The organism is Dinoroseobacter shibae DFL 12 = DSM 16493, from assembly GCF_000018145.1.
Lineage (GTDB): Bacteria > Pseudomonadota > Alphaproteobacteria > Rhodobacterales > Rhodobacteraceae > Dinoroseobacter > Dinoroseobacter shibae.
Window position 1 is genome coordinate 94,695 of sequence record NC_009956.1, and the last position, 13,355, is coordinate 108,049.

The window sequence follows — 13,355 nt, forward strand, 5'->3', positions numbered from 1 at the left end:
TAGCTGTGAACTTGATCGCTACTTGGCGGTCTTTTTTGAGCGTTAATTGGCGTTTCCGATGACGAGGGTCTGAGCGGCGGCCTCTACCACATCTTCGGTGATTGCGGCCATTTCGTTGATGCGGGCGATGCGTTCGATCTGCATGAACAGGCGTTGCAAAAGACGGAAGTTGCCAGCTGTCAGTCGGATGATGGCAGCAGCAACACGGTCGTCGGTGAAATCTGCATCATCCTGGCCAAAGCCCCATTTCCTCCATTGCCGCTGCAAAACGAATTGCATCTCATCCTTCGAAAGCGGTGGGTATTCATGCACAAAACCTATTCGGCTGTAGAGTTGCGGGTATTGCGACATCCGTTTTTCAATGCCGGGCATACCGATCAGGATCAGCCCAGCGTCACTGCGATCGAACTGGTCGCGCAGGAACTCCAGGCCGGTCATGGTAAGGCGTTCGGCTTCGTCAATGATTACCAACTCTATCAGGCCAAGCGGTGTTAGAGGTCGCTCCGCCCACTTGGGGTTCCCGTAGCTGTCAATGCAAACGCATAGTCGCATGATAAATGGTTGAATGTCCTTGCGCAGCGCCGAGATACTGCCGCCCACCGGCGGTGTATAGAACAAGGTACGGGCGCGGGACGAGGCTGCATACACTTTCTTGTCCGAGTCTTCACGCCTACCCCATGTCGTTATCAGCGGTTCGATCAGGTCCCAATTGGCATAGCGGCGGGCTGACAAGGTTTTGCCAACGCCCGCCCGACCATGACACAAGCCGATGGTTGCGTTGCGGCGCACAGCGTTCGCGAATTCGACAAACCGCTTATGTTCGCGGGTGACGAGGAAAGTACCGGTCCGGCGAGTCTGGCGGCTCATGGCGTCTTGTCCGTTTTATACAGGACCAGCTTTTGGCGCGGGGCGTCAGGCGATACGGGATTTTGCTTTTCACGACTTGGAGGTGGCGCAGGTTTGGGAAGAAACTCGGTGATCTGTCTGGATTTTACCGTGATCTCGTTGCGCAAAGCCTTCCGCCTGGCGGTGCGGGCCTGTTGGATATCCTTGAGTGATATTGTGTGATGCGCATGATGGGCGCTGACAGCGCGGCACAAAAACCGGTCGCGGTGGAACACGCGCAGTTCGGTAATGTCGCGCGGGTCATAGCGGATGTTGACCGTTTTGCCGACATAGGCTGCAAGTGTGGGATCGGTGTAGAGCAAGCCCTGAAACCGAATGCCGTCACGGCGGACCTGCCGGGTTTTTAAGGCCATTACCAGTAGCAGATCGAGCTGTTCCAGACTGTTCGGCATACGAGGTAGCCAGCCGTCACCCCGCCAAGCCTCATTAGGTGGCACATCGATTTCGCTATGCTTGCGCGCGTTGTACACTGCGGTGACGAAAGTCTTTACGGCAACCTCCAACTCGCCGAGCGACAGGCGTGGCGGGGAGGCTGGTTTTCCGTTCGACAAAGCCCCCGGTAACTCAGGCAACAGCTCAGTGTTGATGGTACCGAAAAACCGCTCGATCTTGCCACGCCCCTGTGGCCGGCCAACCGTGGAAAACACAAGCTCAATGCGCAGGTCAGCTGCGACCTGCTCAAGGTGCTTGCTGGTGAAGTCGCTGCCGTGATCGGTGTATAAAACATCCGGCAGGCCACAAATCGGCCAGGAAGGCGTATCCTTTCGCCAGATAGCTTGCCGCAGGGCAAGAGCGGTCTGGATAGCAGAAGGTGCGCCGACAAAGACGGCGTACCCAGCCACTGCACGGGAATGATCATCAAGCACGATGGTAAGCCACGGCCGCACCGGCGCACCATTGGTATCCAAGATGATTAGATCGAGTTGTGTGTGGTCTGTCTGCCAGACAGCATTCGGCCTTTCGGCCCGATGACGATGAATCATTTCGAACCGGTCACGATAGGCGGCTGCGCCATCATGAGCGAGCGTGACAAGCGCGGGATCAAGACTATTCACGATTGAATGTATCGTGGCATAAGAAGGGACAGGCCAGTCACGCGATTTTACAATCGGGATGATGCGCCGGTGGATTGCGGCGGTAGAGAGACGGGGTTTGTGTAAGGCCAGCCCTTCAATCAGCTCGACCAGTTCAGATGATAGCCGCCGTTGCCCGGCATCAGATCGCGGTGCTCTTGCAAGTCCGGCAAGCCCAAAGCGCTGATATCGGGACGTCCACCTTTGCAGCGTGCGCAGTGGGATACCACTGACACGGGCAACTTCCGTCAGGGGGACTTCGTCGATCAGGTGCTGGCGCAGTATGTTGAACCGGCGCAACGCCTCGGCGCGTCGGTCTTCGGGCAGCGCAGTCAGACTGTCCGTAAGGGGATCGGTGACCGGACGCCGGATTATCAACGAACTGCTCCCAGTGTTTGCAACGGAAAACGATTCTCATTTGACTGGTCCGGTTATAGTATCATTGGAGGGGCCTTTTGCGTTACATACGATCACGATCAAGACGAAGCTCGGCCAATTCTGGCCCAAGGATGTATCATGACCAAAACCCGCGTCGGTTATGCCCGCTGCTCGACCGACAAACAGGATCTCGCAGCGCAACGGACAGCGCTCCTCGCTCTCGATGTCGCGGAAGACCGGATCTACACCGATCACGGCCTGACCGGCACGAACCGGGAGCGGCCAGGTCTGGCCCAGGCACTCGCAGCAGTCCGCGAAGGGGACACGCTTGTCGTGCCGAAACTGGACCGGCTGGCGCGGTCGGTTCCCGACGCCCGGGCTATCGCTGATGAACTGGAAAAGCGCGGGGTGAAACTGGCATTGGGCGCATCGGTCCATGACCCGACCGATCCGATGGGTAAGATGTTCTTCAACATCCTCGCCACATTTGCCGAATTCGAGGCTGATCTGATCAGGATGCGCACCAAGGAAGGTATGGCCATCGCCCGCGCCAAGGGACGACTGAAGGGCAAAAAGCCAAAACTATCGGATCGTCGTCAGGCAGAATTGCGCCGCATGTATGACACGGGTGACTACTCGATCAGCGATCTGGCAGAGCTGTTCGACGTATCGAGGCCCACCGTCTATCGGGTCTTGCAGCGGACACCGAGCGCCGATGCGTCTTCGGCTGCGGTATAGCTGCCGATCGCTGCGCTGCACATGAACTCACACAACGCGGGACTTTTTTGCCGTTCGCTGCAGGCGCACCAATGTCTGGTTCAGCAAACCGTTCAACAAATGGTGGTTTTTGAACGAGCTGTGCTGCTTCACTTCCGGTAAAAGTGAGCGGCTACCATATTGATATTGAATCACACCCTTACGGATGACATTAATTTCTGGCTACATTTAAACCCCCTGAGGCCTGATAAAACTGGTCCGTCAGACCGCCACGGGAACAGCAGTTGACAAAGCCCCCCTTGGCGCACAACGTAGTCCTTTCTCACCCGGGGGGTCCCGACAAGGGGCTGAGAAACTGATGGTGCGGCAACGCATAGCGCAGTGACCCGACGAACCTGATCCAGTTCATACTGGCGTAGGGATGGTGTTCGGCTGTGCGGCATTGCCCTGCCTGTTTTTTACAGGCGTTTATCGCGTGGCTATTCTCCATTCAGTACGGCGGAGCTGGATCTCATTGCTATGAGCACGGAGATACTGACTCATGAAAGATCTGACACCAACCGTTACTACTGGACCCTTACCGGCATCCCGGCGCGTTTATCAGCCCGGAACGCTGCATCCCCAAATTCGCGTCCCTATGCGCGAGATTGATCTTCACCCTTCGGCTGGCGAACCGCCGGTTACGGTCTATGACAGCTCTGGCCCCTATACTGATCCCAGCGCTAAAATCGCTATCAACGGTGGCCTGCCGCGCCTGCGGGCAGACTGGATCGCCGCACGCAACGATATCGAGCTTTATGAGGGTCGCCATGTGCGTCCCGAGGATAATGGCTTTGCTGAGGGTGCCCGGCTGGTGCCCGAATTCCCGGTCCGCCACAAGCCGTTGCAAGCCAAGGCAGGACGCGCGGTCACGCAGATGGCCTATGCCCGCGCCGGGATTATAACACCCGAGATGGAATTTGTCGCCATCCGCGAGAACCTTGGCCGTAAGGCCGCGAAAGAGGCTCTGGTACGTGACGGCCAGGATTGGGGCGCGGCCATCCCCGATTTTGTGACTCCCGATTTCGTGCGCGAAGAAGTCGCCAGGGGCCGTGCGATCATCCCCGCCAATATCAACCACCCCGAGGCCGAGCCGATGGGGATCGGGCGTAATTTTCTGGTCAAGATTAACGCGAATATCGGTAACTCCGCCGTCACCTCCTCGATGGAGGAAGAGGTGGAAAAGATGGTCTGGGCCACACGTTGGGGCGCGGATACGGTGATGGACTTGTCTACGGGCCGCAATATTCACAACATCCGCGACTGGATCATCCGCAATTCTGCCGTACCCATCGGCACCGTTCCGCTTTATCAGGCGCTGGAAAAGGTCGAGGGTATCGCCGAAGACCTAAGCTGGGAGGTGTACCGCGATACGCTGATCGAACAGGCTGAACAGGGGGTGGATTACTTCACCATTCATGCTGGCGTGCGGCTGCATATGATCCCGATGACGATAAAGCGGGTGACCGGGATTGTATCGCGCGGCGGCTCGATCATGGCGAAATGGTGCCTGCATCATCACCGCGAAAGTTTCCTTTACGAGCACTTCGCTGAGATCTGCGAAATTGCCCGGGCATATGACGTCAGCTTCTCTTTGGGGGATGGGTTGCGTCCCGGCTCTATCGCGGACGCCAATGATGAGGCGCAATTCGCCGAACTGGAGACGTTGGGCGAACTGACGCAGATCGCATGGAAGCATGACTGTCAGGTGATGATCGAAGGACCGGGCCATGTAGCCATGCACAAAATCAAGGAGAATATGGACAAGCAGCTGGAGGTCTGCGGCGAGGCGCCGTTTTATACGCTCGGGCCGCTTACCACGGATATCGCACCGGGATATGACCACATTACCAGCGGTATTGGTGCGGCGATGATAGGCTGGTTCGGCACGGCGATGCTTTGCTATGTCACTCCCAAAGAGCATCTAGGTCTGCCTAACCGTGACGATGTGAAGATCGGTGTCATCACCTACAAGATTGCGGCTCATGCTGCCGATCTGGCCAAGGGGCATCCGGGAGCGCAGATCCGAGATGACGCGTTGTCACGCGCGCGGTTCGAGTTCCGCTGGGAGGATCAGTTCAACCTCTCGCTTGATCCCGAAACCGCGCGCTCGATGCATGACGAAACCTTGCCGAAAGAGGCGCATAAGGTCGCGCATTTCTGCTCCATGTGCGGACCGAAGTTCTGCTCGATGCGGATCAGCCACGATATCCGCGCCGAGGCGCAGAAGGACGGCATGGCGAAAATGGCCGAGAAGTTCCGCAAAGGCGGTGATCTTTATGTTCCTCTTGATAAGGTAAAGGAAATATAAGGGGTGACAGGTTCGCCGGAAGCGTAATATCGGAAAGACCTGTCACCAATATGCGGCTGGCGCAGCGCATCCCCAGCCAGATTGTCATGCACGTCGCCGCCAGCGTCCTGTTGGCGGCGAATTATATAGAGGTGATGCACCGTATCCAGTGGGAGTTTAGCCGCTCAACAAACGCTCGTTTTTTGCACCTGCGCAAACCGCCTCGTCCAACGCCGCCAAAAACCCCGTTCAAAACCCAAACAGTTGTTGAAGGTTTTTTGGCTTGCTGTTGATAGCAGACATTCGTAGTCGATGCAGCACCGGTTACACTGGGCTGATTCCGTTGAAAAACTCGTTTCGATTTGGCACTTTGGGGTTGGTTGTGGCCTAATTTTTGTTCGGCAATCTGAGACGGTGCCGCTTGTCATTCTGTGGCCGGCACCATGGGTTTGAGTTTTGCTAGTTTCCGAAGGTTTTGGGCGGTGGCTGCGAGGGTAAACTCGTCTTGGACGCCGCATGGGCCACGTAATCGGAGCCGGCCCAGGCCGAGGATGCGTTTAAGGTGGGCAAAGAGCATCTCTACTTTCTTTCGCCGCCTCTGGGCAGTTGGATTGTACTCTGAGGCGGTGCATTGGCGGGCGAAGTCTCGGACGATCTCATATTTCTCGCGATGGATCGCACGGACCTCCGAGTTGGGGCAGCATTTGGCCTTCAGCGCACATCCCGTGCAATCAGACTTCCGCGTCCGATATCTGCGGGCTTTCCAAGCTGGTGCATTTCGCGCGGGATCGGAATAGGTCCGCCATGTGTGGCGCATCTCCTTTCCACTCGGGCAGATGTAGCGATCGTTCTCGTCATCCCACGTGAAGTCGGACCGCGAGAAGGTTCCGTCGGTCCGTTCACCTTTATCAAAGACAGGGATGAAGGGGAGGATCTGGCGCTTGAGTGCCAGCCAGACCAGGTTGTCTGACGATCCGTAGGCGGTGTCAGCAGCGATCCAATCGGGCTTCACGCCAAACCGGTCTTCGGTCCGGTCGAGCATCTTCCGCATGGCACCGACCTCGGCGGTCTTGTTCGACCGGCTGGCGTCCACGTCAACGATAATCCCGTGATCGGTGTCGATCAGGTAGTTGTCAGAATAGGCAAAGAATGCAGGCCCTTTGCGCGCAGCCGTCCATTGACTGGCCGGATCGGCATGGGCGGTGAACTTGGGTTTTGCTGTTGTCGCTGCACCGAAGGCTTCATCGTCCAAAGTGTCGAGATACTCCCGCACCGCGCGGGGCGCATCCGTGGGATCAATCTCGCGGGCCGCCCAGCCTTCGGGATTGCTCGAGTTCTGCTTCTGGACATCCGCGCTGATCAGGCTGGCATCGACCGCAAAGCCCTGGCCGCCGACCAAACCCTCTTCAATGCAGCGCGCAACAGTCGCCTCGAACACATGACGCAAGAGGTCACTGTCACGGAAGCGGCCGTGCCGGTTCTTGGAAAATGTCGAATGGTCCGGGATGCGGTCTGTCAGTTCAAGGCGGCAGAACCATCTGTATGCCAGGTTCAGATGCACCTCTTCGCAGAGCCGCCGCTCTGACCGGATGCCAAAACAGTATCCGACCAACAGCATCCGGATCATCAGCTCAGGATCGACAGATGGACGCCCCGTGTGGCTATAGAAATCTGCCAAATGCCCCCGGATGCTGCTCAGATCGAGATGCCGATCAATCGATCTCAAAAGGTGGTCCTGCGGGACATGCTCCTCCAGCGAAAACTCGTAAAACAGTGCCGCCTGTGCTTCCTGCCTTGGCCCCATCATTGTAAGTTCTCCCGCTCAATAACTGAATTGAATCAGTCAATTGGGCGTCGATCAAGGAAGAGTTTTTCAACAATATCGGCTCAGACCAGACTTTCGCGGCATCACGCCCGAACGTCTGCTCTACTTCTCTTCCAGATATCTCCCCCAGCACGCCACTTACCGCTGAAGAAATTGCGCCAGATTGTGGTAAAGGTCACAGGGGGCGCTGCTTTTACGGTAGATGACCGTTTGTTTGTTGGGATCGCACACTGACAGCGGCGCTCTGCATGTCAGCGGGGCGGGGGAGTGTTGCGCAACTGATCGTTTTTGGCATTCAAAAAAATCTAGCCACACCACTTTAACGTGCGTTAACCTTCTGTGGACCACACCGTTATCTAATATTTTGCTAGGGAGCTCTAGATTGTCCATTGACTACAATGACTTGCAAAGCAAAGGGGTTGATATAGCCGCCGCTATCAATGAAACTTTCCTTAATAAATTTGCCACTAGTCACCACACTGCTAATCCAAGCCTATATTCTGGCAAGCAAAGGTTCACTCAGTTTGACAACGATATCGAGATTGCCTTCAAGGCGAACACGCCCCTAACTTTTGATTTTTCCAGACAAGTATCGCGCGCCCGCTTCAAGCGCCTTTGGCTCCAACACCTTAAAATTAAGGGCGTTCCTGAGAGTACGAAGCTCGATGAAGTGTTGACAACTCCACCTAATGTCTCTCTTGGATGCGAGAGTGTTATTTTTGAGGTTAAGATATTTGATGGCAAGAGTAATGATGTTCTACTAACCGTTGATTTTGATTGGAGCCTACTTACTCTGGCCGCCATCAGCCTAGATGACGGCAAACTCTCAATGGAACCAGTTCGAATAGGCTTCTCGCAAAGAATGGCGATCATTGAAGAAGCAATTGCCGCTAGAGTTTCGTCCAAATTATCAACGTTAGGAGTTCAACAGAAGCCTGAGCGACCCGCTACGTTTGGCGACCCATCCGACCCCGTCTGGTGCGCTAAACTGGAAAAAATGATTATCCTATTGCTCAACCAGGTTCTGGCTGTACAGATCGCAAATTTTATTGCTGAGTTTGAGTTGCCTCGAGCGATTGAGGTAGCCGATGGCATCGCAATAGATGCCAGGTTATTTGGCGATACACAACGACAATCTAGTGGTCGGCGCTCGCATTACCGCGCAACCGACTGGCATGGCAGCTCTATAGTCTGAAATCTCCAGCCTTGTTGCGCATTTTCACGAACGGGCCGAAGAAGAGTTTTGGGCACTGAGCGACGATGAACTTAAGCTATGGTCACCAGACGCTTCGCCTACGGTCAACTGGCTCAATGAAACAGCTAGGGGCTACGAAGAGATCGCAAAACAAGAAGCGCTGGTCTCAAGCAAAGCACCTGTACGGGCTTTCGACCGGAATATTCAGCTACTCTTCAACGACCGGCCTTTCGATCTCATAGCTAAACAATTTCTTAGTATAAGCGAGGGCGATAAATGCGGTGTGAAGCTTGATCGTCTGATCAGAGCCGAAGCAGAATGGTGGCTACGTGTAGAAAATGCCAAAGCAGGGGTTGTTACTGGTGGTGTCCAACTAGAGGCAGATGTCGCCGTCGGAGGTGGACTAAAAGTATCGCACTTCAACATTGATCCCAAGAAGTTTGGACAGTGGAAGGATTACGGAGTTGGAATCGAGCTATTCCCCATCCCGAATTTTGGTGTTCAAGCCTTTCCGACCTTCCCAGCATCTGGTGTCTTCATAAACGGCAGACTTCTCACAACGGGAATTGGACTTCGGTTCCTTGGACTGCCTTCGTGGGCGAACGATCTCATTTCGTGGATAACTGGATTTCTCACTGCCCCCCTTTTGGCAATCATACGTGCTGTCATTGCTCGCTTTAGAATACGTATCATGAAGTATCCAAAGCACTTCCCTGGGACTGGGCTTGAATGGACCCCCAATTTGAATGAGCGACTAGAAAATGTCGGTCCTTATCTACTTCTTTCAGGAGATCCAGCATTTGAATAGCGTTCCGCGACTTCCTGATATATCCCTCTGAGCTGTTTGCTTGGAAAACTACTCAAGAAAAATGACGAGGTTACTTATGACAGATACTAATGCTTTTCTCAAGTTTCTCCAGGAGCAAGATACCATTGAGTGTGGAGAAAGCTTTACCGTTTCCGTATCGCACTCAATGAGCGTGGAGGACTGTGGTAATTACTCCGATGACGAGCAACAGAAAATGTTTCGCGCTCTTAGACGTGAGATTAATAGGAAAACAGAGGCAGTTTGCGCGGAAAACGTATCTTGTCCGTTCCCCAGCGTGACAGAAGTAAAGGAGTTGAGTAATGATTGCGACGATGGTGTTTGGACCATAGAGATGGAAGTAACCGCGAAGTGCGAAAGCTAAGATTCAGTATTTTCTTTGATTTTCGGGCTAGTCGGCCGGCTTTACAAAGCGTTTGTGCTTTCCTTTTGTTATCGGGATGTTGCGCACAGCTTCAGGGTGACGCTATGTCCCCTGAAGCTTTAGAAGCCAGAGGGGCCGTCTGTGAGGGGACTCTGAACGAAAGCGACGATGCAGCGCCCCTTGCAAGCGCTGCGATCAACTCGACTTGCCCTACGAATGGCCCGGCGAATGGTGTAATACCGAATGGTTCCGAGTGTAATTTCTTTATGCTGACAGAAAAGCTTTGCACATATAATTCAAATGGACAGTTCAACGGCGAGAAGTCGAACGTTGTCGGCGCCTGTGCTTGCACATCGTTTCCCTAGAAATTTGCTGTAGCTACAGCGGATGCGACCGTTTACGTCTCGGACGCCTGCCCACGCTCACGCTCCTGCCACCTCTCTTACATATGTCCGATGTGCTCGAACGAAGACAAGTCCCCAGCGCAATCTAAGCTGTTAGGAAGGTTTAAGACACTCGGAGCGCAGGGCATTGATGGCAGAGTTCGATCCAGATAGTAGCGATGTGAGCCCCAACGGTCGGAAGACCGGCAAGACATCATCCGAGCAAAGGCAATCGGACAGCAATCCTGACAAACAGGGCGGCGGCAACGGGCGCGATCATAAGGCGACGGCGCTCGCGATCCTGGATTCGAAGATCACGCGCTTCCTTGGTCTCTGGGCGCTGGTCACAGTTCTTCTGGTCCAGATCATCAAGCTCTTCAGCCGGAGCTTCAGCTTCACGGAGAACTATTCCGGCATTCTGGCCATCACATTCATTCTTGCGGCTGGAATCCGGTACATGGCTGCGCAGAAGCTGGACCTCGCCGGAGCGGTTGCTGTCGGGGTCGTTCTGGAAGGGACTGTTGCATTATTCGGTTTGGTTGGCGAGTTTCGGCGTTTTGGAGGACCATCATGCCGCACCAATCGCCATTCAAGCACCATCGCTTCCCACGAAACATGATCCTTTGCGTGGTGCGCTGGTACCTGCGCTATCCCCTGTCCTACCAGGATGTCGTGGATCTGCTGGCCGAGCGCGGCGTGACTGTTGATCGATCGACGGTTTATCGCTGGGTCCAGAAGTTTGGCCCGGAACTTACAAAGCGCACCGAGCGGCATCTGCGCCGGACCAGCGTTGATTGGCACGTGGATGAAACCTACGTCCGCGTCGGCGGCAAATGGCGCTACCTCTGGCGGGCGGTGGATGCCAACGGTCAGATGGTCAATTTCCGGCTGACTGCCAGACGGGACGCGAAAGCGGCCAAGGCCTTCCTCAACAAAGCCATCGAGCGGGTCCGGCTGCATCGACCAGTCACGATCTGTACTGACAAAGCCCACACCTATCGGCGGGTTATCCGGGAAATCAATCATCGCTATGACCCGCACTTCGACAGCATCCGGCACACTGACCGGAAATGGCGAAACAACCTGATCGAGAGCGATCACGCGGCGATGACGCGCCTGCTCGGGTATCGTCAGAGCTTTCGGTCTTTGCGAACCGCCAAGGCAACCCTGAGTGGCAGCGAAACGATCCGAACCATCAAACGCGGCCACATCCACAACAAACAACCCGGCGTCAAAGGCGAGATCGCGTTCATCGCCAGCCTGTTCGCAGTGGTTGCATGACCGGGCGGCATCTAGCAGGCGCAGATCAACCTGTCAAAATTAATGCAACAGTCCCGGTTCTTTATAACTGGTGCAGACAAGAGGCTGCCCATGAGTGATCAACGCCCGAGCATTTGCAGGGTGCCCCAGATAGTCCCGCCGATAATCACGGCGCCCAGCACGAGGCGGCCCGTCGGGATGTTCCATTCGGCGATCTTGGGGCCGAACAACTTGGCCAGGACCGCGAGTCCGAAATAGCGCAGCCCCCGCGAACTGGCGATGGCGGCGAGGAAGATCAGGAAATTGCCATGGCCCGCCCCGGCCCCCAGTGTCGCGATCTGCATCGGGGCGGGTGAGAAGGACACAAGAAAGATCGTCCAGAACAGACCGTCGCGCCCCAGATCGTCCAGAATGCTTTCGAACGTGGATCTCAGCCCCAACCAGTCGAGGATCGGCAGGACGACAGGCTCTGCCAGCCAGACGCCGAGGCCGAAGAACAGCGTCGCCCCGGCAAGGCAGCCGAGCCAGATCGCCAGCGCGATGGTGGTCGCATGACGATGCTCGCCGACCATGAGCGGTGCGACGATTGTCTCCAACGGGATCGGCACCACGGTGCTCTCGGCAAAGGACATGGCGGCAAGGCCGGTCCGGTGGCGGGCCAGACGTTTGGTCCAGGCTTCGCGCTTATCCCCGGGCATGGCGGTTCCTCCTGAGGTGTGCGAGCCGGTCGCTGGGGGCGCGGATGGGCAAGGCGCGCAGAGCTAGGAGGCTGTTGGCCTGGGCAAATACCATCCCGAGCCATGCGGCGATGACGTTTGCCGCGACCGCGGCCAGAAGGATGCCGGTGAAGCCGAGGGTGAGGGCACCGAGCCATGCGAGTGGCACGTAGATCACGCCGATCCGCGTCAGGCTGAGCCCTAGCGCCCATCCGGGTTTCGACCGTGCGGTCAGAGCCGCGTTCACCGTCACCACCAGGCCGTATCCCCCAAGGCTCCACCCGACGATGGTCAGGTATTGCGCGGTATAGGAGGCGGCCGTGCCGTCGTCGGTCATCAGCTGTGCGATAGGATCCGCCAGAATCCAGAGGACTATTGCCGCGCAAAGGCCGTAGCCCAAGGCGAAACCTGCCGAAAGGCGCAGCGCATGGCGGGCGCGGCCCTGCATGTCGGCGCCCCAGGCCTGGCCGATGATCGGCGCAAGGCCCGTTGACAGTGCGAAGAACGGCACGAGGCAAAGGGCCTGCACCCGTGCAGCGGCGCCGAAGCCTGCGACCGCCGCATCGCCCAGTGTCGCGGCGGCGGCCGTCACGAGCGCCATACCCGCCGGATTGACGGCCCGGGATGCGGCGGCGGGCAGGCCGATGGCGGCGATGTCGCGCACGGATCGGGTGAAGCCCCTGGCGGTGTGCGCGCCGAAGGCGATCGTGCCGCGCCGAACGGCTATACCCAGTGCCAGAACGCCAACGAGCATGCGCGCCGCGAGGGTCGCGATCCCGGCACCGGCCATGCCCAGCCCCTCGATCGTGCCGATGCCGAACACCAAGAGCGGTGTCATCGCGATGTTGACCACCGCAGTCGCAACCATCAGTGCCGATGGGGTCAGCCCGTCGCCCCCCGCGCGAAACGCCGCGTTCAGGATCATCGTGACCACGAGGATCGGAAAGCTCGCGGCCCACCAGGGCAGGTAGGCCAGAATGGCCGCGTGTACTTCGCCCCTGGCCCCGAGGGCCGTGAACAGGACCGGCGCGACCAGCCAGAGGGCGGACCCGACGCCGAGGCCGATCAGGGCGCCGAAACCGACCGCGTGGAGGGCCCGGCACGACAGGCTGTTGCCGCTTTCGGTGCGGCCGATGGCTTGCGACAGGACGGTGTTCGCGCCCGCGCTCATCCCGATGGAAAAGGCGCTGACGGCCACGATGACCGGATAGACGAAGCCGACAGCGGCCAGTTCGACCTCGCCCACGCGCGCGAGAAAAAAGGCGTCCGCGAGCCCCACCATGAGGACGCCCAGAATGCCGAGAGACATTGGCGCACTGACGCGCCAGAGCAGGCCGCCCACGGACCCTTGGGTCATGTCGGTGTCGCGGCTGCTCATGCTGT

General features: G+C 57.0%; 12 protein-coding genes and 1 riboswitch. Of the genes, 7 read left to right on the top strand and 5 right to left on the bottom strand.

All coding sequences use genetic code 11. From position 1 onward, the window contains the following. Positions 1 to 42: 42 nt before the first annotated feature. Positions 43 to 867 carry an AAA family ATPase gene (locus tag DSHI_RS19545; protein WP_012187125.1) on the bottom strand — a complete coding sequence of 275 codons (825 nt, stop codon included), beginning with the start codon at positions 865 to 867 and terminating at the stop codon, positions 43 to 45. Further along, positions 864 to 2,315 (bottom strand): Mu transposase C-terminal domain-containing protein, encoded by a 1,452-nt coding sequence (locus tag DSHI_RS19550; RefSeq protein WP_229941942.1) that lies wholly within the window; start codon positions 2,313 to 2,315, stop codon positions 864 to 866. Before DSHI_RS19550 ends, DSHI_RS19545 begins: the two co-directional genes overlap by 4 nt. Positions 2,316 to 2,495: 180 nt before the next feature. Here DSHI_RS19550 and DSHI_RS19555 point away from each other — a divergent pair, with 180 nt between their 5' ends. From DSHI_RS19555 to DSHI_RS22440, 3 genes are all read left to right on the top strand, one after another. Further along, on the top strand, positions 2,496 to 3,095 hold the full coding sequence (locus DSHI_RS19555; RefSeq protein ID WP_012187123.1) for a recombinase family protein: 600 nt from the start codon (positions 2,496 to 2,498) through the stop codon (positions 3,093 to 3,095). A gap of 296 nt (positions 3,096 to 3,391) precedes the next feature. Continuing rightward, a riboswitch (TPP riboswitch) is annotated at positions 3,392 to 3,514 on the top strand. Between the two features lie 101 nt (positions 3,515 to 3,615). Beyond that, complete coding sequence (gene thiC / locus DSHI_RS19560; RefSeq protein ID WP_012187122.1) at positions 3,616 to 5,424, top strand: phosphomethylpyrimidine synthase ThiC; 1,809 nt, start codon at positions 3,616 to 3,618, stop codon at positions 5,422 to 5,424. 50 nt (positions 5,425 to 5,474) lie between these two features. Continuing rightward, positions 5,475 to 5,696 (top strand): hypothetical protein, encoded by a 222-nt coding sequence (locus tag DSHI_RS22440; RefSeq protein ID WP_157865441.1) that lies wholly within the window; start codon positions 5,475 to 5,477, stop codon positions 5,694 to 5,696. A gap of 131 nt (positions 5,697 to 5,827) precedes the next feature. Here DSHI_RS22440 and DSHI_RS19565 read toward each other — a convergent pair whose 3' ends face one another. Further along, a complete protein-coding gene (locus DSHI_RS19565) occupies positions 5,828 to 7,210 on the bottom strand; it encodes an IS1182 family transposase (RefSeq protein ID WP_012187121.1) in 1,383 nt (460 codons plus the stop codon). A gap of 400 nt (positions 7,211 to 7,610) precedes the next feature. On the opposite strand from DSHI_RS19565, the gene DSHI_RS21970 reads away from it, so the two are divergent. The 4 genes from DSHI_RS21970 (at position 7,611) to DSHI_RS19575 (ending at position 11,277) form a co-directional block, all read left to right on the top strand. Next, positions 7,611 to 8,423: a hypothetical protein gene (locus tag DSHI_RS21970; RefSeq protein WP_012187265.1), complete on the top strand. Its 813-nt coding sequence runs from the start codon at positions 7,611 to 7,613 to the stop codon at positions 8,421 to 8,423. A 283-nt stretch (positions 8,424 to 8,706) separates the two neighbouring features. Next, positions 8,707 to 9,231, top strand: coding sequence for a hypothetical protein (locus DSHI_RS21975; protein WP_012187266.1), 525 nt, complete (start codon positions 8,707 to 8,709; stop codon positions 9,229 to 9,231). Between the two features lie 916 nt (positions 9,232 to 10,147). Beyond that, positions 10,148 to 10,615, top strand: a complete 468-nt coding sequence (locus DSHI_RS19570; protein ID WP_012187267.1) for a hypothetical protein — start codon at positions 10,148 to 10,150, stop codon at positions 10,613 to 10,615. Next, on the top strand, positions 10,567 to 11,277 hold the full coding sequence (locus DSHI_RS19575; RefSeq protein WP_012187268.1) for an IS6 family transposase: 711 nt from the start codon (positions 10,567 to 10,569) through the stop codon (positions 11,275 to 11,277). Before DSHI_RS19570 ends, DSHI_RS19575 begins: the two co-directional genes overlap by 49 nt. 98 nt (positions 11,278 to 11,375) lie before the next feature. Here DSHI_RS19575 and DSHI_RS19580 read toward each other — a convergent pair whose 3' ends face one another. Both DSHI_RS19580 and DSHI_RS19585 read right to left on the bottom strand, forming a co-directional pair. Then, entirely contained in the window at positions 11,376 to 11,954 is a 579-nt protein-coding gene (locus DSHI_RS19580) for a YqaA family protein (protein WP_012187269.1), read from the bottom strand. Continuing rightward, complete coding sequence (locus DSHI_RS19585) at positions 11,941 to 13,350, bottom strand: MATE family efflux transporter (RefSeq protein WP_012187270.1); 1,410 nt, start codon at positions 13,348 to 13,350, stop codon at positions 11,941 to 11,943. Before DSHI_RS19585 ends, DSHI_RS19580 begins: the two co-directional genes overlap by 14 nt. Positions 13,351 to 13,355: the final 5 nt, after the last annotated feature.

Bases quoted from the DNA above. Each gene is read 5' to 3' on its own strand.
- DSHI_RS19555 (WP_012187123.1), top strand. From the start codon at position 2,496: ATGACCAAAACCCGCGTCGGTTATGCCCGCTGCTCGACCGACAAACAG.
- thiC (WP_012187122.1), top strand. From the start codon at position 3,616: ATGAAAGATCTGACACCAACCGTTACTACTGGACCCTTACCGGCATCC.
- DSHI_RS22440 (WP_157865441.1), top strand. From the start codon at position 5,475: ATGCGGCTGGCGCAGCGCATCCCCAGCCAGATTGTCATGCACGTCGCC.
- DSHI_RS19575 (WP_012187268.1), top strand. From the start codon at position 10,567: ATGCCGCACCAATCGCCATTCAAGCACCATCGCTTCCCACGAAACATG.
- DSHI_RS19585 (WP_012187270.1), bottom strand. From the start codon at position 13,350: ATGAGCAGCCGCGACACCGACATGACCCAAGGGTCCGTGGGCGGCCTG.
- DSHI_RS19570 (WP_012187267.1), top strand. From the start codon at position 10,148: ATGGCAGAGTTCGATCCAGATAGTAGCGATGTGAGCCCCAACGGTCGG.
- DSHI_RS19580 (WP_012187269.1), bottom strand. From the start codon at position 11,954: ATGCCCGGGGATAAGCGCGAAGCCTGGACCAAACGTCTGGCCCGCCAC.
- DSHI_RS19545 (WP_012187125.1), bottom strand. From the start codon at position 867: ATGAGCCGCCAGACTCGCCGGACCGGTACTTTCCTCGTCACCCGCGAA.
- DSHI_RS19565 (WP_012187121.1), bottom strand. From the start codon at position 7,210: ATGATGGGGCCAAGGCAGGAAGCACAGGCGGCACTGTTTTACGAGTTT.